Here is an 18,721-nt window from a genome sequence, read left to right as displayed (position 1 = left end):
CGAAAACAAACCGAAAGATGTTGCGGGAACTTTCCGCAAGAAAGCTGGAAGACTTTGCACTGCGATGGCCGGAACGGGACCCCCCGCGGCCCCCTCCCCCCGTCACCCGCCGCCCGCCCGAGCGTTGACTCCGTGGAAGCACCTTCGCCTCTTGACCTGACAGGGACGGCAGATGACCCAGGAGCTCACTTCCCCCAGCCCCGCCCCCCAGGCCGCCGGACCGAGCCGAGGTCCCCGATGGTGGCGCGACGCCGTCATCTACCAGGTCTACGTCCGCTCCTTCGCCGACAGCGACGGCGACGGCGTCGGCGATCTGCGCGGGGTGCGCGAACGGCTGCCGTATCTACGGGACCTGGGCGTGGACGCCGTCTGGCTCACCCCGTTCTACGCCTCCCCGCAAGCCGACGGCGGCTACGACGTCGCCGACTACCGCGCCGTCGACCCGCTCTTCGGCAGCCTCCAGGACGCCGGCGACCTGATCGGCGCCGCCCATGCGCTGGGCCTGCGGGTGATCGTCGACATCGTCCCCAACCACACCTCCGACCGGCACCCGTGGTTCCGGGACCCCGAGCTGGCCCGGCAGCGCTACGTCTTCCGGACCGGCAAGGGCGAGCGGGGCGAACTCCCGCCCAACGACTGGGAGTCGGTCTTCGGTGGCCCGGCCTGGACCCGTACCGAACGCGGCGACTGGTACCTGCACCTCTTCGCCCCCGAGCAGCCCGATCTCGACTGGGACCGCCCGGAGGTGCACGAGGAGTTCGCCGCCATCATGCGCTTCTGGCTGGACCTGGGCGTGGACGGCTTCCGGATCGACGTCGCCCACGGCATGGTCAAGGCCCCCGGCCTCCCCGACATCGGCCGCGGCGAACAGGCCCGCCTCATCGGCTCACAGGTCCTCCCCTTCTTCGACCAGGACGGCGTCCACGCCATCCACCGCACCTGGCGCCGGCTGCTGGACGACTACCCGGGCGAGCGGATCGGCGTCGCCGAAGCCTGGGCCCCCAGCGTCGAACGCCTCGCCCTCTACGTCCGCCCCGACGAACTCCACCAGGCGTTCAACTTCCAGTTTCTGAACACCGGTTGGGACGCCGGGGCGCTGCGCCAGGTCATCGACGCCTCGCTCACCGCGACCGCCTCGGTCGGCGCGCCCACCACCTGGGTCCTGTCCAACCACGACGTCGTCCGCCACACCACCCGGCTCGGCGGCGGCCTGGCCCGCGCCCGCGCCGCCACCCTCCTGATGCTGGCCCTGCCCGGCTCCGCCTACCTCTACCAGGGCGAGGAACTGGGCCTGCCGGAGGTCACCGACCTGCCCGACGACGTCCGCCAGGACCCGGCGTTCTTCCGCGGCGGCCGCGCCGCGGGCGACGGGCAGGAAGCCGACGGCCGCTCCGGGGCCAGCGGGCAGGACGGCTTCCGCGACGGCTGCCGGGTGCCGCTCCCCTGGTCCGGCGAACGGCCGCCGTACGGCTTCGGCCACGGCGGCAGCTGGCTGCCGCAGCCCGCCGACTGGCACCGTTTCAGCGTCGCGGCGCAGACCGGCGACCCGTCCTCCACTCTGGAGCTGTACCGCACCGCGCTGGACCTGCGCCGCCGTCTGCCGGGGCTGGGCGACGGGGAGATGAGCTGGCGGCCGGCCCCCGAGGGCGTGCTGGCGTTCACCCGAGCCGGGATGCTGTGCACGGTCAACACCCTGGGCCGGGACGCCGAACTCCCGCTGCCCGGCGAACTGCTGCTCTCCAGCGCCCCGGTGGCCGTGGACGACGGTTCCGCGGTGGTCCCGGGGGACAGCTGCACCTGGTGGGCAATCTGACATGCGACCGGTACAGTCCCGTTCCATGACCGCCCGGCTGGCCGATATCGCAGCGCAGGCGGGTGTCAGCGAGGCCACCGTCAGCCGGGTTCTCAACGGGAAGCCCGGCGTCTCCGCCACCACCCGCCAGTCCGTGCTGGCCGCCCTCGACGTGCTGGGCTACGAACGCCCGGTGCGGCTGCGGCAGCGCAGCGCCGGCCTGGTCGGGTTGATCACCCCGGAGCTGGAGAACCCCATCTTCCCGGCCTTCGCCCAGGTCATCGGTCAGGCGCTGACCCGCCAGGGCTACACCCCCGTACTGGCCACCCAGACGCCCGGCGGCTCCACCGAGGACGAGCTGACCGAGATGCTGGTGGACCGCGGGGTGGCCGGCATCATCTTCGTCTCCGGGCTGCACGCGGACACCTCCGCCGACATGACGCGCTATGAGCGGCTGCGCGGCCAGGGCGTGCCGTTCGTCCTCATCAACGGCTTCTCCGACAAGGTGCAGGCGCCGTTCGTCTCCCCCGACGACCGCGCCGCGGTGCAGCTGGCCGTCACGCATCTGACCGCGCTGGGCCACCGGCGGATCGGGCTGGCGCTCGGCCCCAAGCGGTTCGTACCGGTCCAGCGGAAGATCGAGGGGTTCCTCCGCTGCATGCGGGAGCAGTTGGACATGGGGCCGGCCGCGGCGGAGCCGTTCATCCAGCACTCCCTCTACACCCTGGAGGGCGGCCAGGCCGCGGCGGGCGCACTGATCGAGCGGGGCGCCACGGCCATCGTCTGCGCCAGCGACATGATGGCGCTGGGGGCGATCCGGGCGGCCCGGCAACGCGGGCTGGACGTCCCGCGGGAGATCTCCGTGGTCGGCTTCGACGACTCCCCGCTGATCGCCTTCACCGACCCTCCGCTGACCACCATCCGCCAGCCGGTGCCCGCCATGGGCCAGGCCGCGGTGCGCGCCCTGCTGGAGGAGATCGGGGGCACTCCGGCACCGCACAGCGAGTTCGTCTTCCATCCCGAGCTGGTGGTGCGCGGTTCGACGGCGTCCGCCCCGAAGGCTTCGCCGGTGACGCCGACGCCATCGACGACACCGACGCCATCGACAAAACCGGCAACACCAACAAAGGCAGCGAAGAACGCAAAGCCGACAAAGCGGCCCAAGGTAGCGAAGATTCCCCGGCCTTCGCGGGGCGCTTAGGGTCTGCCCGTTGGGGCGGCAGGGACTCCTGAGGTGACCTGCCGATGACCGGCGGGTTTGCGTGAGGTGTCCCGGGGGGACCCCTAGGGGGAACCCGTGTCCTCCCCCGGAGGGATCGGGGGAGGTCGCATACCCGACCCGGGGATGATCGGCGACAATCCCCTTTCTGGCAGACTGTCTGCCTATGGGTGAAACGAATGTGAGGACTCTGGACGACCTGTCGGCCCCCCCGGTGCCCAGCGGGGAGCGCGCGGACAGCCCGGCCGGCAGAGGGCCACTGGCCCATCTGAGGTCCCCTCGCACACCCCGTCTCTGGTTCGAGGTCCTGCTCATCGCGGTCAGCTACTGGACGTACTCGCTCATCCGCAACGCGGTGCCCGAGCAGAAGGCCCAGGCGCTGAAGAACGCCGACTGGATCTGGCGGGCGGAGCACTCGCTGGGCATCGCCGTCGAGCACACCGTCAACCACGCGGTGAACTCGGTGACGTGGCTGATCGTCTCGATGAACTACTACTACGCGACGCTGCACTTCATCGTGACGATCGGCGTGCTGATCTGGCTCTACCGCTGGCATCCGGGGCGGTATGCGGCGGCCCGGCTGGCGCTGTTCGCCACCACCGGTGTCGCACTGGTCGGTTACTACTTCTACCCGCTGGCGCCGCCCCGGCTGATGCCGGACGGCGGTTTCGTCGACACCGTCGTCCAGCACGGGACCTGGGGCTCGATGGCGTCCGGCAACCTCGCCTCGATGTCCAACCAGTACGCCGCGATGCCCTCGATGCACATCGGCTGGTCGCTGTGGTGCGGGCTCGCCATCGCGCTGCTGGCGAAGCCCGTGTGGGCCCGGGTGCTGGGGCTGGTCTACCCGGCCACGACGCTGACGGTCATCGTCTCGACCGCCAACCACTTCTGGCTGGACGCGCTGGGCGGGGTGCTGTGCCTGGCCTTCGGCGTCGCGCTGGCCTTCGCCTGGTACGGGACGCTGCCGCACCGGCTGGCGCGGCACGTGGTGCCGGAGCCGGAGCTGGAACTGGAGCCGCTCCGGGCGTGAGGACGTCCGTGAGGGCGTCCGTGAGGGCGTCAGGGACGTGAGCGTCCGAGGGTCCGAGGCCGGCCGCGGGGCTCAGCCCTCGTAGAACAACTCCTCCATGACGCCCCGGGCCCGCCGGGTGATCCGGCGGTAGTCGTCGACCATGTCCCCGACGTGGCCTTCCTCATAGCCGAGGTAGCGGCCCACCGCCGACAGCTCCCGGCCGTCCGCCGGGAAGGTGTCGCCGGGACGGCCGCGGACCAGCATCACGGCGTTGCGCACCCGCGCCGCCAGCACCCATGCCTCGTCCAGCGTCTGCGCATCCTCGGTGCCGATCAGCCCGGCGGCGTGCGCGGCGGCCAGCGCGTCGCGGGTCCGGGTGGTGCGCAGCCCGGGGATCTCCCAGCCGTGCCGCATCTGCATCAGCTGGACCGTCCACTCGACGTCGCTCAGTCCGCCGCGCCCCAGCTTGGCGTGGGTGGTCGGGTCCGCGCCGCGGGGCAGCCGCTCGGACTCCATCCGGGCCTTGAGCCGGCGGATCTCGCGGACCGCGTCGTCGCCCAGCCCCTCGGCCGGGTAGCGCAGCGGGTCGATCAGCGCGATGAACCGCTCCCCCAGCTCCACGTCCCCGGCGACCGGTTCGGCGCGCAGCAGCGCCTGCGCCTCCCACACCAGCGACCAGCGCCGGTAGTACGCCGCGTACGAGTTGAGGCTGCGCACCAGCGGGCCCGACCTGCCCTCCGGGCGGAGATCCGCGTCGATGAGCAACGGCGGGTCGGAGGAGGGGATCTGGAGGAGCCGGCGCATCTCGTTGGCGACCGCGTGGGCGGCCTTGGCGGCCTCGTGCTCGTCGGCGCCCTCGCGCGGTTCGTGGACGAAGAGCACATCGGCGTCCGAGCCGTAGCTCAGCTCGTGGCCGCCGAAGCGGCCCATGCCGATCACCGTGAAGCGGGTGGGCAGGGTGTCGCCCCACCGTTCGCGGACCGCGGCCCGCAGGGCGCCCGCGACGGTGGCCGCGTTGACGTCGGACACCGCCGAGCCGACCGTGTCGACGGCATGGCCGTGGTCGTTGTCGGCCGGGCTGAACTCCGTACCGTACGCGCCGATCACGTCCGACGCGGCGGTGCGGAACAGCTCCCGGCGGCGTACCCCGCGGGCCACCGCCACCGCCGCCTCGGCGCCGTCCGCGCGGCCCACCGCGGCCAGCACCTCCTGCTCCAGGGCGGCCCGGCCGCGCGGCTGGAGCCCGTCGGCGGCGCCGAGCAGGGCGACCGCCTCGGGGGCGCGCAGCAGCAGATCGGGGGCGAGCCGGCCGGCGGACAGCACCCGGGCGAGGTTCTCGGCGGCGGCGCCCTCGTCGCGCAGCAGCCGCAGGTACCAGGGGGTCTTGCCCAACGCGTCCGACACCTTGCGGAAGTTGAGCAGTCCGGCGTCCGGGTCGGCGGAGTCCGCGAACCAGGCGAGCAGCACCGGCAGCAGCGTCCGCTGGATCGCCGCCTTGCGGGTCACCCCGGACGCCAGCGCCTCCAGATGCCGCAGCGCGCCCACCGGGTCGGCGTAGCCCAGCGCCTCCAGGCGGTGGCCGGCGGCCTTGGCGGACAGCCGGGTCTCCCCTGGCTCCAGATGGGCGACGGCGTCCAGCAGCGGCCGGTAGAACAGCTTCTCGTGCAGCCGGCGCACCTCGCGGGCGTGCCACTTCCACTCCCGGCGCAGCGTCTCGGCCGGTTCGGTCCGCAGCCCCAGCGACCGCGCCAGCCGGCGCAGTTCGGCCCCGTCCTCCGGCATCAGGTGGGTGCGGCGCAGCCGGAAGAGCTGGATGCGGTGCTCCAGGGTGCGCAGGAAGCGGTAGGCGGCGTCGAGGGCCGCGGCGTCCTGGCGGCCCACGTAGCCGCCGGCCGCGAGCGACGCCAGCGCGTCCAGGGTGGTGGCGCTGCGCAGCGTGGCGTCGCTGCGGCCGTGCACCAACTGGAGCAGCTGGACGGCGAATTCGACGTCGCGCAGCCCGCCGGGGCCGAGCTTGAGCTCGCGGTCGACCTGGGCGGCGGGGATGTTCTCGACGACCCGGCGGCGCATCTGGCGGACGTCGGCGACGAAGTTCTCCCGCTCGGCGACGTCCCAGACCATCGGCGACAGCGCGTCGACGTACTCCTGGCCCAGCGCCACGTCCCCGGCCATCGGACGGGCCTTGAGCAGCGCCTGGAACTCCCAGGTCTTGGCCCAGCGCTGGTAGTAGGCGAGGTGGCTGCTGAGGGTGCGCACCAGCGGGCCGTTGCGGCCTTCGGGACGCAGGTTGGCGTCGACCGGCCAGATGGTGCCCTCGACCGTGCTGTCCGAGCACAGCCGCATCATCCGGGCGGCGAGCCGGGTCGCGGCCTGGAGCGCCTTGGCCTCCTCGGCGCTCTCCCGGGGCTCGGCGACGAAGATGACGTCGACGTCCGAGACGTAGTTCAGCTCCCGGCCGCCGCACTTGCCCATGCCGATGACCGACAGCCGGCACAGCGCGGCGTCGCCGGGCTGCTCCTCGTAGGCGATCTCCAGGGCGGCGCGAACGGTGGCGGTGGCCAGGTCCGCGAGTTCGGCGGCGGCCTCGGCGACATCGGTGGTGCCGCACACGTCGCGGGCCGCGATGCCGAGCAGGCAGCGGCGGTAGGCGGCGCGCAGCGCGTCCGCACGCGGCCGGTCGGCGCCGCGCTCGCCCCAGACGCCCTCGGCGAGTGCCTGCTCGAACTGGGGCGTGGTGGGGTGCAGGTCGACCGACTCGTACGTGACCAGCGACCGCCAGTCCCGCGGGTGCCGGGCCAGGTGGTCGGCGAGCGCCTCGGAGGCGCCCATGACCCCCAGCAGCCGGTCGCGCAGCGGCTTGGCCGCGGCCACCGTGGCCAGCAGTTCCTGCCGCTCGTCCGGCTCCTGCGCCTCCACCAGGCGCACCAGGCCGAGCAGCGCCAGGTCGGGGTCGGCGGTGGCTCCGAGCGCTTCGAGGAGCACCGAGTCCTCGCGTACGGAGGCGAGTTCGGGGGCGTCGAGCAGCTTTCCGGCGGCCGAGGGGTCGGTGAAACCGTGCCTCAGCAGCCGGGTGAAGGTGCTGCTCCGCCGTCCCTGCGGAGCGGGTAGTGCCATGGGGCGGCCTCTCGGTGGCTGGTCGGCTCGGGCACGGGGGCTGGTCCTGGCTCAGAGCACCGGCAACGTCGTCCGCAGCGCGAAGGCGGCGACCTCGGAGCGGTACTCCTCCCACTCCTGCCCCTTGTCGCGGAGGGATCGACGCATGGTGCTCCTCTCCTGACACGACTCTACCGGCGGGCCCTCTGACCTGCGGCGGAGCTGTCGTCATCGGTCGTCGTCGGCCGCCCTCGGACGGACCGCGGACGGACCGGCACGGGGGCCGCCGCTGCCGGCGGGGCCGGCCGCCAACGTTAGCGGCTCCGCCGGCGCCCTCGTAGGGCGCTGATCACTGTGGAGCGCGGTTCCGGACGGTTCGGCCGATCCCCGTCGGGGCCGGCGCCAGGAGTTCGCCCTCCGCCTCCCCGCCCCGGAGGCACCGGCGAAAGGGCGGACCGGCCCCGGAAGGGCTCGGAAAGCCACATCCGGCTGGCCCGGAAAGCCCCGGAAGGGCTCGGGAAGACCGGGAAAGCACGGCGGCGGTACACCGCGCTTTATCGGACCCATCGGGCCGAGGTCGGCCATTAAAGCCGCGAAAGGCGCATGGCGCAGGCCCTTTCCACAGCAGATTCGCCGGATTCCCTGCGTTTCACCCGATCGGCCGCACTCCGGGCGAAACCCGCCCCGGGAGCATGCATGGTGATTGAGTGAACACTCCGCTAGATAAATCGCCCGAAGAAAGGAGCACTTCGAAGATGAATCAACGGAAGAAGACTGTTTCGCGAATATTCACGGTCGGCGCTGCCCTGGGCATCGCTCTTGCGGCCGGGTCGGCGACCGCCGCCTCCGCGACGGCCCTGACGCCGCTCGCCTCGCACGTCGCCACCGCCTCGCACGCCGCCATGAAGGCCCCGGCGGACGGCCACGGCAAGGGCCGCGGCCACGGCGGGGGCGACGGGGAGGACGGGGACTGCAAGGGCCTCATCGTCCTCCTCTGCGCGTGACGGGTCTCCCGCACGGGCTCGGGCCGGACAGCGGAGGGCGATGCGCCCGCACAGCCCCTCCGCCGTCTCGCCCGGCATCCGAAGTCGGCACCTCGGCGAGGAATTCGCGATAACGGAAATCCCGCTGTCCGGCGGACCGCAACGCAATTCCCCCGTCCGAATCGCCGCCGTCTCCCAGCCTGGAATTCCGTCACGGCATTCCGCCACTTCGCTCCCTCCGCACTTTCCGTCAACGCATTCCGTCGAGAATGCGCGGCGCGGCGTTCAAACCTTCGAGGACTCCGCAAAAAGGAAGTGCAGACGGCATGTGCGGTGCCGGACATCGCCGTGAATTCCTCCCGGAGACGACGGGGGAGGGTGGGACGGCCGTGGGGGCCTGCGCCAACTGCCGTAGGCCCCCACGCCGTTCCGGGGGAGAGAAGCGCGCCGACCGCCGGTCAGAGCACCGGCAGCATCTTCCGCAGCTCGAAGGCGGTGACCTCGGAGCGGTACTCCTCCCACTCCTGCTTCTTGTTGCGCAGGAAGAAGTCGAAGACGTGCTCGCCCAGCGTCTCGGCGACCAGTTCGCTGCGCTCCATCAGCTCGATGGCCTCGCCGAGGTTCTGCGGCAGCGGCTCGATGCCCATCGCGCGGCGCTCGGAGTCGGACAGCGCCCAGACGTCGTCGTCGGCGCCGGCCGGGAGCTCGTAGCCCTCCTCGATGCCCTTGAGGCCGGCCGCGAGCAGCACCGCGTACGTCAGGTACGGGTTGGCGCCGGAGTCGATGGAGCGGACCTCGACCCGGGTGGAGCCCATCTTGCCGGGCTTGTACATCGGGACGCGGATCAGCGCGGAGCGGTTGTTGTGGCCCCAGCAGATGTACGAGGGGGCCTCGCCGCCGGCGCCCGCGGTGCGGTTGGCGCCGCCCCAGATGCGCTTGTAGGAGTTGACCCACTGGTTGGTGACGGCGGAGATCTCGCCGGCGTGCTTGAGCAGGCCGGCGATGAAGGAGCGTCCCACCTTGGAGAGCTGGTACTCCGAGCCCGACTCGTGGAAGGCGTTGCGGTCGCCCTCGAAGAGGGAGAGGTGGGTGTGCATGCCCGAACCCGGGTACTCGGAGAACGGCTTGGGCATGAACGTGGCCTGCACGCCCTGCTCCAGCGCGACCTGCTTCATCACCAGGCGGAACGTCATGATGTTGTCCGCGGTGGAGAGCGCGTCGGCGTACCGCAGATCGATCTCCTGCTGGCCCGGGGCGCCCTCGTGGTGGCTGAACTCCACCGAGATCCCCATCGACTCCAGCATGGTGATCGCCTGGCGGCGGAAGTCCATGCCGACGTTCTGCGGGGTGTGGTCGAAGTAGCCCGAGGAGTCGCCGGGGATCGGCCGGGAGCCGTCGACGGGCTTGTCCTTGAGCAGGAAGAACTCGATCTCGGGGTGGGTGTAGAAGGTGAAGCCGAGGTCGGAGGTCTTGGCGAGGATGCGCTTGAGGACGTAGCGCGGATCGGCGTACGAGGGCGAACCGTCCGGCATCAGGATGTCGCAGAACATCCGGGCGGTGCCCGGGGCCTCGGCGCGCCAGGGGAGGATCTGGAAGGTGCCGGGGTCCGGCTTGGCGATCATGTCGGACTCGTACACCCGGGCGAATCCCTCGATGGCCGAGCCGTCGAACCCGATGCCCTCGTCGAACGCCTGCTCCAGCTCGGCCGGCGCCACCGCCACGGACTTGAGGAACCCGAGCACGTCGGTGAACCACAGCCGGACGAAGCGAATGTCGCGCTCTTCCAGCGTCCGGAGCACAAACTCCTGCTGCTTGTCCATGGGTCACCAATCCTTGCAGGTCATTCGGCCTGTCCACGCGCGTGGAACACCGCGGTCCGGCACACCAGTATCACGTCAGGGGGTTACCGTCACATTACGCACCCTTGGCCTTAATCAGAACCGCTGACCCGTGACCCCCCTCGCGCATCTTTCCCGCAGTCATCGCGCTCAGTGCGACGGGACGCGGCAATCGGCCGGCTTGGCGCAGTCTTGGACGGCCCCAGATGCCCCGTTGACCGGCTGTTGAGGGCCCCGTGCCACGGCGTTCCTCCGCGCCCCGGGGGTGCACGAACGCCCGCCGCGGCAGGGAGCGGGGCGGTCCACTCTTCCCTTGGGCGGGCGCGCCGCCCGCCCCTCACGGGAGGTCCAGTACCGCCCGGACCACCGCCCCCGGCGCGTCCGCCATCACCAGGTGGCCGGCGGGCGCGGCGACCGCGAAGTGGCCGCCCAGTTCCGCCGCCAGGGCCCGCTGGCGCTCCAGCCGGCGCAGTTCGCGGGGCGCCTCGCTGCCGTCGTAGGCCGCCAGGACGGCGACCGGGACGGCGGGCATCGGGCGCCGGCGGCGCAGCGCGGCGAGGTCGGCGGCCTGGTACGGGTAGGTGGCGTTCTCCAGGGCGCACGCCCGCAGGACCCGGCTGGTGCGGTATCCGGCGCGCTCCCACCCGTGCCGCGGGTGGCTGCCGACGGTCGAGGCGCGGGTGATCAGGCGGCGGGCGGCGGGGCCGAGCAGCCGCGGCAGCCCGGCGGCGGACAGCGCGCCCGCGAGGCCGCCCGCCCAGGCCGTGCGGACCGCGCGCGGCAGGCGGGGCCGCGGGTCCTCCTCGATGCTGCCGTCGACCAGGACCAGACCGGCGCAGCGGGCCGGGTGCAGCCGGGCGAACGCCTCGGCGTGGAAGCCGGCGAGCGAGTGCCCGACGACCGTCGCCGGCCCCATGTGGCCCAGCGCGTCGAGGAGTTGGGCGATCCGGTCGGCCTCGGCGGCGAGGCCGGGCGGCCGGGGGCCGGCGGCGCTGAGGCCGAGTCCGGGCCGGTCGAACCGGACGACGGTGCGGTACGGGGCGAGCAGCGCGGCGACCGCGTCCCAGTCGAACCAGGCCATGCCGAGCCCGCCGCTGAGGACGCACAGCGGGCCGCGGCCCTCACGCAGCACGTGCAGCGGCAGACCGCCCACCCGCACCATGCGGCCGGGGGCGGGGCGGGTCCGTACGGGCTGGTTCACGGTTCTCCTCGCGGCGGGGTCGACGGAATCGGCGGGACCGGCGGAGTCACGGCCGGGGCTCCGGGGGCGGCCGGGTGCGGGGGCGCCGCGGGCGCGGGGCGGGCCGCGGCGTCGCCCGGCCGCGCGAGGCAGCCCGCGAGCAGCGCGACGTAGAGGGCGACCAGCAGGACCTGGAGGCGCTGGCCGACGCCGAGGGCCCAGGTGCCGCGGTCGGCGGAGAAGGCGGCGACCGCGGCCAGGGTCCAGAGCGTGGCGGCGAGTTCCGCCAGCACCAGCGGCGGGCCGAAGCGGGCCAGCACCGGCCGGTTGCCGTAGCGGCGGGCGGCCGCGGTGAGCAGGACCAGCGCGGCGAGCGCACCGAGCATGGCGAGGGAGCTGCTGACGGCGTGCGCGGTGTGGGTGGCCGGGACCAGCCCGGCGGTCTCGCGGGCCGCGCACTCCGGGTCGCTGGTCGGCGCGCAGCTCAGCGGCAGCCGGGAATCGACCGCGGTGGCGCCGCCGAACAGCGCCAGCGCGCCCCAGCCGGCCGCCGCCCAGGGCCGCCGCTCCGCGGATGCCGAACCGGTCGGCCCGGTCGGCCCCGTCAGCGCGGTCAGCGCACCGGCCAGCACCAGCAGCCCGGCGACCAGGTCGGTGGCGCGGAAGAGGCCGCCGAGCGGCTGGTCGGCGGCGGCGAGTTCGCTGACGTACGCCCGCACCGGGTCCAGTCCGGTGGCGATCACCAGCTCCAGGACCCAGGCGGTGTACGCGACCGCGCCGAGCAGCAGGAGCGCGGCGGCGAGGCGGCGGGTGGCGGGGCGGGTGCGGCTCACGGACATCCTGGTGTTCGGGTGGTCCCGTCGGCGCGTCCGGAATGCCGGATATGCCGGAGGAACGGGAAGGCCAAGAATAGGCGGATGGCCATCGGGACGCGGCGAGCGCGGCGCGAGCGGCCACCTCCGGGGCCGGCAGGCCCGGGAGCAAGGGTGCGTGCGTGGGTCCCCGGCTGTCGAGAGGTCTGCGATGGGTGAACACCGCAAGGCCGCCGCCCGGTGCGGCCACCCGCCGCGCTGGAGCCGGCCGATACCCCGGGTGCCGCGCCGACGGCGCCCCGCCCCACCGCCGACTGCGTGCGCAGGAGCGCACCGCGCCTCCCCCGACGACCCCCGGCACTCCCCGGTCCCGACTCCGTTCGACCGCGGGACACCCCCCGGTCCAGGGGACCCACGACGCCTGCCGGAGTCCGCGGCCCGCCGCCGCTCCCCGCTCCACTGACATCGCCACGAGGTGCTCACCCCATGGATTCCCTTCCCACGCACTCCCGCCGCGCCCTGCTGGGCGCGGGCATCGCGGTCGCCGGCAGTGGCCTGCTGGCCGCCTCCAGCTCCGCCGCCTCCCGCCCCGGGCCGCACGACCGGCACGACGGCCACGACCGGCACGGCGACCACGGCGACCACGGCTCCAACCGGGCCGGCTACGTCGACCCGCGTGGCCCTGAGGTCTCCGCGGCCGAGGCCCGGCGCGGCTCCGGCCCGGTGCGCACGCTGCACGTCAACGCCCGGAAGTCCCGGATCGACATCGGCAGCCGCACCGTCGACACCTGGACGTACGGCGACCGCCTGCCCGGCAAGGAGGTCCGGATCACCGCCGGCGACACCCTCGCGGTGACCCTGTTCAACGACCTGCCGCAGTCCACCACGCTGCACTGGCACGGGATGCACCTGCGCAACGACATGGACGGCGTCCCCGACGTCACCCAGCGCGCGGTCCGGCCCGGCGGCTCCTACCTCTACAGCTTCCGGGTCACCCAGCCCGGCACCTACTGGATGCATCCGCACGTCGGCGTCCAGCAGGACCGCGGGCTGTACGCCCCGCTGATCGTCGAGGACCCCAAGGAGCCGCTGTCGTACGACAAGGAGTGGGTCGTCGTGCTGGACGACTGGCTCGACGGGGTGGACGGCAGCAACCCGGACAACGTGCTCAAGGAACTGAACCACGGCCGGGACCCCATGCACGGCATGAACGGCGACGACGGAGACGGGGACGGCGGCTCGCACGACGGCGGCCACGGGCACGGCGCGGGCCACGACGGGCACGGGCACGACCACGGCTCGGACCACGGCCACCGGCACGACGGCCACGGTCACGGCCGCGGAGAGCACGGACGCCACGGCGACCACAGCGGCCGTGACGACCGGTACGACCGTGACGATCGATACGACCGCTACGACCGGGGCGACTGGATGCCGGACCCGTCGCCGGTGGACATGGAGGAGCTGTCCGAGGCGTTCCGCCGCGGTATGGACTACAGCCGGGCCGGCCTGGACATGGGCTTCATGGGCGCGGACGGCTTCCCCTACGACGACCGGTTCACGGAGGAGCGGGCGAGCCGCGGGGCGTTCCGCCAGCAGCGCGGCCCCGGGCCGGGCCACGGCGGGCCCCCCTCCCGCCTCCTGGACGACAAAGCCCGCAGCACCCTGCTGCGCAGCATGCCGGGCAACATCGACTACCCGTACCACCTCATCAACGGGCGCACGAACCGGCACCCGGAGACCTTCCACGCCCGGCCCGGCGACCGCATCCGCATCCGCTTCATCAACGCGGGCGGCGACACCGCCTACCGGGTCGCGCTGGGCGACCACGACATGACCATCACGCACACCGACGGCAACCCCGTCGAGCACGCCAGGGCCGGCGCGCTGCTGATCGGCATGGCCGAGCGCTACGACGTCGTGGTCACCGCCAAGGACGGCGTCTTCCCGCTGGTCGCGCTCGCCGAGGGCAAGAGCCGCCACGCACTCGCCGTGCTGCGCACCGCGAACGGCCGGGACCCGGACGACAGGTACCGGCTCAGGGAGCTGGACGGGCATGTGATGACCGCCGACAAGCTGCGGGCGCACGAGAGCGTACGGGCCCGGTCCCGGCGGCCGGACCGCACCCTGAACATGCGGCTCACCGGCAACATGCTGCGCTTCAACTGGGCGATCAACGGCCGCCCGTACACCCCGTCCCAGCGCTATCCGGTGGAGCAGGGCGAGCGGGTGCGGCTGGAGTTCCGCAACCTCACCAAGATGTGGCACCCGGTCCACCTGCACGGGCACAGCTTCCGGCTCCCGGACGGCGGGCCGCTCAAGGACACCACGATCGTGCGGCCCGACGAGAACATCGCCGTCGACTTCGACGCCGACAACCCGGGGCTGTGGATGCTGCACTGCCACAACATCTACCACTCGGAGTCGGGGATGATGACGGTCCTCGGCTACCGCCGGAACTGACCGCCCGGGCCGCCCCGGTGGAGCGCACCGGGTCGGCCCAATCGGCGGCGGCGCCGTACCGCACCACCGTTCCGCGCCGTCGCACACCCCCATTGCGTCAGAAAGACGATTACACTGGCGGGGTGCCTCAACTTCGCCTCGCCCTCAATCAGATCGATTCCTGCGTCGGCGACATCGACCGGAACGCCGAGACGATCGTGCACTGGACCCGGCACGCCGCCGGCCAGGGCGCGCACCTCGTCGCGTTCCCCGAGATGGCGCTGACCGGCTACCCCGTCGAGGACCTCGCGCTGCGCCCGTCGTTCGTCGAGGCGAGCCGCGCCGCGCTGCCCGCGCTGGCCGCCCGGCTGGCCGCGGAGGGCCTGGGCGACACCCCCGTGGTCGTCGGCTACCTCGACCGCTGCGAGCAGGACCGGCCCCGCTACGGCCGTCCGGCCGGCGCCCCGCAGAACGCGGCGGCCGTCCTGCACCGCGGCCGGGTCGCGCTCACCTTCGCCAAGCACCACCTGCCCAACTACGGCGTCTTCGACGAGTTCCGCTACTTCGTCCCGGGCGACACCCTGCCGGTCGTGCGGATCCACGGGGTGGACGTGGCGCTCGCCATCTGCGAGGACCTGTGGCAGGAGGGCGGCCGGGTGCCGGCGACCCGGAGCGCGGGGGCCGGGCTGCTGCTGTCGATCAACGCCTCCCCGTACGAGCGGGACAAGGACGACACCCGGCTGGAGCTGGTGCGCAAGCGGGCCCAGGAGGCCGGTTGCACCACCGCGTACCTGGCGATGATCGGCGGGCAGGACGAGCTGGTCTTCGACGGGGACTCGATCGTCGTCGACAAGGACGGCGGGGTGATCGCGCGGGCGCCGCAGTTCGCGGAGGGCTGTGTGCTGGTCGATCTGGAGCTGCCGGCCGCCGCGGCCGAGCCGCCCGCCGGGGTGCTGGACGACGGGCTGCGGGTGGACCACGTCGTGCTCTCCCCCGACCTGCTGCCGCCCTACGAGCCGGAGACCCCGGGCGGCCTGGCCGAGCGGCTGGACGACATCGAGGAGATCTACACCGCGCTGGTCGTCGGGCTGCGCGCGTATGTCGCCAAGAACGGCTTCCGGAGTGTGGTGCTCGGGCTGTCCGGCGGGATCGACTCGGCGCTGGTCGCGGCGATCGCCTGCGACGCGCTGGGCGCCGGGCAGGTGCACGCCGTCGCGATGCCCTCGCGCTATTCGTCGGACCACTCGCTCACCGACGCCGCCGAACTGGCGCGCCGTACGGGGCTGGCCTTCCGTACGGTGCCGATCGGCCCGATGTTCGACGCGTACATGGAGGCGCTGGAGCTGACCGGGCTCGCCGAGGAGAACCTCCAGTCGCGGCTGCGCGGCACGACGCTGATGGCGATCTCCAACCAGGAGGGGCACCTGGTGCTCGCGCCGGGCAACAAGTCCGAGCTGGCGTGCGGCTATTCGACGCTCTACGGCGACTCGGTCGGCGCGTACGGCCCGATCAAGGACGTCTACAAGACCGTCGTCTACGAGCTTGCGCGCTGGCGCAACCAGGCCGCCGCCGACCGCGGCCGGACCCCGCCGATCCCGGAGAACTCGATCGGCAAGCCGCCGAGCGCCGAGCTGCGCCCCGGCCAGGTCGACACCGACTCGCTGCCCGACTACGACGTGCTGGACCGGATCCTGGAGCTGTACGTCGACCGCGACCGGGGCCGCGAGGAGATCGTGGCGCAGGGCTTCGACGAGGCCCTGGTGACCCGGGTGCTGCGGATGGTGGACCACGCCGAGTACAAGCGGCGCCAGTACCCGCCGGGCACCAAGATCTCCGCGAAGGGCTTCGGGAAGGACCGGCGGCTGCCGATCACGAACCACTGGAGAGAGGGGGCCTGACGGCCCCGGCGGCCGCGCCCTCGGCGTCACCGGCGCTACCGGCGTGCGCGGCCCCAGCGGCGCTCCCGGCGCTCTCGGTGCCGTGCGCCACGATGCGGGAGCCGTCGGGCGCGCCGCGGTCCAGCAGTCCGGCGGCGACGGCGACGGCCAGGCCGACCGCGGCCAGTACGGCGCCGACCAGGGTGGGCGAGGTCCAGCCCCAGCCCGCCGACAGGGCCAGCCCGCCGACCCAGGCGCCGCCCGCGTTGGCGAGGTTGAACGCCGACTGGTTGGAGGCGGCGGCCAGGGTGGGGGCCTGCCGGGCCTTGTTCATCACCAGCATCTGGAGCGGGGTGGTGGTCAGGAACCCGACGGCGCCGATGACCACCACGCTCACCAGGGCCGCCCACTTGACCTGCGCGGTGAAGTGGAAGGCCGCCAGCACCAGCGCCAGCGCGGCCAGGGACCCGTAGAGGGTGGGGCGCAGCGCCCGGTCGGTGAGCGGTCCGGCGGCGAGCGCGCCGAGGGTCATGCCGATGCCGAAGAGGGCGAGGACGACCGGGACCGTACCGGCCGCGAAGCCGGTGACCTCGGTCATCATCGAGGCGAGGTAGCTGTAGACGGCGAAGATGCCGGCGAAGCCGAAGACCGTGGTGAGCAGGCCGAGCAGCACCTGGGGGTGCGCCAGGGCGCGCAACTCGCCGCCCAGCCCGGTGGGTTGCTCGGCCGGCAGCGGCGGGATCAGCCGGGCCAGGGACGCCATCGCGACCAGGCCGATGGCGGCCACGACGAGGAAGGTGGCGCGCCAGCCGAGGTGCTGGCCGAGCAGTGTCGCGGCGGGGACGCCGACGATGTTGGCGATGGTCAGGCCGAGGAACATGGTGGCGACCGCGCGGGCCTGGCGCCCCTCGCGCACCAGCCGGGCGGCGACCACCGCGCCGACGCCGAAGAACGCGCCGTGCGGCAGCCCGGCCAGCAGCCGGCCGGCGACCAGCAGGCCGAAGTCGGGGGCGAAGGCGGAGGCGAGGTTGCCGACCGTGAAGACCGCCATCAGCGCCACCAGCATCCGCCTGCGGGGGATGCGGGAGCCGAGGGCGGTCAGCAGGGGTGCGCCGATGACGACGCCGAGGGCGTAGGCGGAGACGAGGTAGCCGGCGGTGGGCACGGAGGTGCCCAGATCGTCCGCGACGTCGGGCAGCAGGCCCATCATCACGAATTCCGTGGTGCCGATACCGAAGGCCGAGATCGCGAGCGCGAGCAGAGCCAAGGGCATGGAGTGCCTTTCGGGGTGGGGTGGGCGCGTGCGGGTGCGCCGCGCGCTAAGTACACTTTTGGAACAAAGTCTCTCAGCCGCGGCGTTCCGGCGTGAAAACGGCACGTGAAAAGCCCGCTGCGGACGGGCGTCCGAAGCGGGCTGTCACGCTGTGACACACAGCGGCGAAAAGGGTCGGCGGCAGCTGTCAGATCTTGACCGTCGCCGCGACCGGGAGGTGGTCGCTGCCGGTGGCCGGCAGCACCCATGCCTTGACCGGATCGATCCCCTTCATCATGATCTGGTCGATCCGGGCCATCGGGAAGCCGACCGGCCAGCTGAAGCCGAAGCCGTCGCCCGCGGCACCCTGCGCGGAGCGCATCTGGGAGGTCAGCGGGGCCAGCGAGCGGTCGTTCATCGTGCCGTTGAGGTCACCGAGGAGCAGGACCTTCCGGACCGGGTCCTGGACGATCGCGTCACCGAGCGCCTTGGCGCTGCCGTCGCGCTGGTTGGCGGTGAAGCCCTTGTCGACGTGGACCCGCACGGAGGGCATGTGGGCGACGTAGACGGCGAATTGCCCGCCGTCGGCGGCGGTGACGGTGGCGCGCAGCGCCCGGGTCCAGCCGATCTTGATGTCCACCGGCCGGGCGTCGGTCAGCGGGCGCTTGCTCCACAGGCCCACGGTGCCCTGGACCGTGTGGTACGGATACGCCTGCGCCAGGCCCTTCTTGTACGTGGGCAGCGCGGCGCCGGTCAGCTCCTCCAGGGCCACCACATCGGCGCCGGACGCCACGATGTCCCGTGCGGTACCCGCCGGATCGGGGTTGCCCGCGTCGACGTTGTGGGTCAGCACCGTCAGATTGCCGCCGGTGCCCGACTTGTCGGTGATCTGCCCGCCGAAGAGGCCGGCCCAGGCGACGGCCGGCAGCAGCAGCGCCACCAGCGCGGTCGCCGACCGGCGCAGCACCGCGCAGAGCAGCAGCAGCGGGACGCCCAGCCCCAGCCACGGCAGGAACGTCTCCACCAAACTGCCCAGGTTTCCCACGGTGTTGGGGATCCGGGCGTGCAGCACCATCGCCAGCCCGAGGACGACCGCGAGCACCGCCAGGACGATGCCGCGCCGCCACATCCCCTCGGGGCGCCACCAGTTCCGCAGCCGCGCGGCCCGGGAACGGGCCCCGGCGGGCCCCTCGTCCTGCCCCGGCTCCGTCACGTACG

12 protein-coding genes and 1 pseudogene are annotated in these 18,721 nt (G+C 73.0%); 6 read left to right on the top strand and 7 right to left on the bottom strand.

Annotation, left to right across the window (positions count from 1 at the left end):
* Positions 1-172 precede the first annotated feature (172 nt).
* The 3 genes from GR130_RS08980 (at position 173) to GR130_RS08970 (ending at position 4,044) form a co-directional block, all read left to right on the top strand.
* Positions 173-1,813: a glycoside hydrolase family 13 protein gene (locus GR130_RS08980; protein ID WP_159504203.1), complete on the top strand. Its 1,641-nt coding sequence runs from the start codon at positions 173-175 to the stop codon at positions 1,811-1,813.
* Positions 1,814-1,838: 25 nt separating this feature from the next.
* Complete coding sequence (locus tag GR130_RS08975) at positions 1,839-2,993, top strand: LacI family DNA-binding transcriptional regulator (protein ID WP_236572956.1); 1,155 nt, start codon at positions 1,839-1,841, stop codon at positions 2,991-2,993.
* A 184-nt stretch (positions 2,994-3,177) separates the two neighbouring features.
* A complete protein-coding gene (locus tag GR130_RS08970; protein ID WP_159504202.1) occupies positions 3,178-4,044 on the top strand; it encodes a phosphatase PAP2 family protein in 867 nt (288 codons plus the stop codon).
* A 72-nt stretch (positions 4,045-4,116) separates the two neighbouring features.
* Here the strand turns inward: GR130_RS08970 and GR130_RS08965 are convergent, their stop codons facing one another.
* The gene (locus GR130_RS08965; RefSeq protein ID WP_159504201.1) at positions 4,117-7,140 is read right to left on the bottom strand and encodes a bifunctional [glutamine synthetase] adenylyltransferase/[glutamine synthetase]-adenylyl-L-tyrosine phosphorylase; all 3,024 of its coding nucleotides are present in this window, start codon (positions 7,138-7,140) and stop codon (positions 4,117-4,119) included.
* Positions 7,141-7,191: 51 nt separating this feature from the next.
* Positions 7,192-7,275, bottom strand: a pseudogene (locus GR130_RS08960) (glutamine synthetase); the annotation flags it as partial.
* Positions 7,276-7,874: 599 nt separating this feature from the next.
* Here GR130_RS08960 and GR130_RS08955 point away from each other — a divergent pair.
* Positions 7,875-8,123 (top strand): hypothetical protein, encoded by a 249-nt coding sequence (locus tag GR130_RS08955; protein WP_159504199.1) that lies wholly within the window; start codon positions 7,875-7,877, stop codon positions 8,121-8,123.
* Positions 8,124-8,560: 437 nt separating this feature from the next.
* Here GR130_RS08955 and glnA read toward each other — a convergent pair whose 3' ends face one another.
* From glnA to GR130_RS08940, 3 genes are all read right to left on the bottom strand, one after another.
* Complete coding sequence (glnA, locus tag GR130_RS08950; protein ID WP_069568045.1) at positions 8,561-9,922, bottom strand: type I glutamate--ammonia ligase; 1,362 nt, start codon at positions 9,920-9,922, stop codon at positions 8,561-8,563.
* Between the two features lie 355 nt (positions 9,923-10,277).
* On the bottom strand, positions 10,278-11,102 hold the full coding sequence (locus GR130_RS08945; RefSeq protein WP_159509844.1) for an alpha/beta fold hydrolase: 825 nt from the start codon (positions 11,100-11,102) through the stop codon (positions 10,278-10,280).
* A gap of 35 nt (positions 11,103-11,137) precedes the next feature.
* Positions 11,138-11,959 carry a DUF998 domain-containing protein gene (locus GR130_RS08940; RefSeq protein ID WP_159504198.1) on the bottom strand — a complete coding sequence of 274 codons (822 nt, stop codon included), beginning with the start codon at positions 11,957-11,959 and terminating at the stop codon, positions 11,138-11,140.
* A 459-nt stretch (positions 11,960-12,418) separates the two neighbouring features.
* On the opposite strand from GR130_RS08940, the gene GR130_RS40400 reads away from it, so the two are divergent.
* Together GR130_RS40400 and GR130_RS08925 are read left to right on the top strand one after the other, a co-directional pair.
* A complete protein-coding gene (locus tag GR130_RS40400; RefSeq protein WP_236572955.1) occupies positions 12,419-14,395 on the top strand; it encodes a multicopper oxidase family protein in 1,977 nt (658 codons plus the stop codon).
* A gap of 122 nt (positions 14,396-14,517) precedes the next feature.
* Positions 14,518-16,272, top strand: coding sequence for an NAD+ synthase (locus GR130_RS08925; RefSeq protein WP_201304842.1), 1,755 nt, complete (start codon positions 14,518-14,520; stop codon positions 16,270-16,272).
* Here the strand turns inward: GR130_RS08925 and GR130_RS08920 are convergent.
* Positions 16,244-17,524, bottom strand: a complete 1,281-nt coding sequence (locus tag GR130_RS08920; RefSeq protein WP_159504196.1) for an MFS transporter — start codon at positions 17,522-17,524, stop codon at positions 16,244-16,246. The genes GR130_RS08925 and GR130_RS08920 overlap by 29 nt on opposite strands.
* 187 nt (positions 17,525-17,711) lie before the next feature.
* Positions 17,712-18,632 carry an endonuclease/exonuclease/phosphatase family protein gene (locus tag GR130_RS08915; protein WP_443043752.1) on the bottom strand — a complete coding sequence of 307 codons (921 nt, stop codon included), beginning with the start codon at positions 18,630-18,632 and terminating at the stop codon, positions 17,712-17,714.
* Positions 18,633-18,721: the final 89 nt, after the last annotated feature.

This window comes from Streptomyces sp. GS7, assembly GCF_009834125.1.
Lineage (GTDB): Bacteria > Actinomycetota > Actinomycetes > Streptomycetales > Streptomycetaceae > Streptomyces.
The sequence above is the reverse complement of the archived record's forward strand: the minus strand, read 5'-3'. Positions and strand labels throughout refer to the sequence as shown.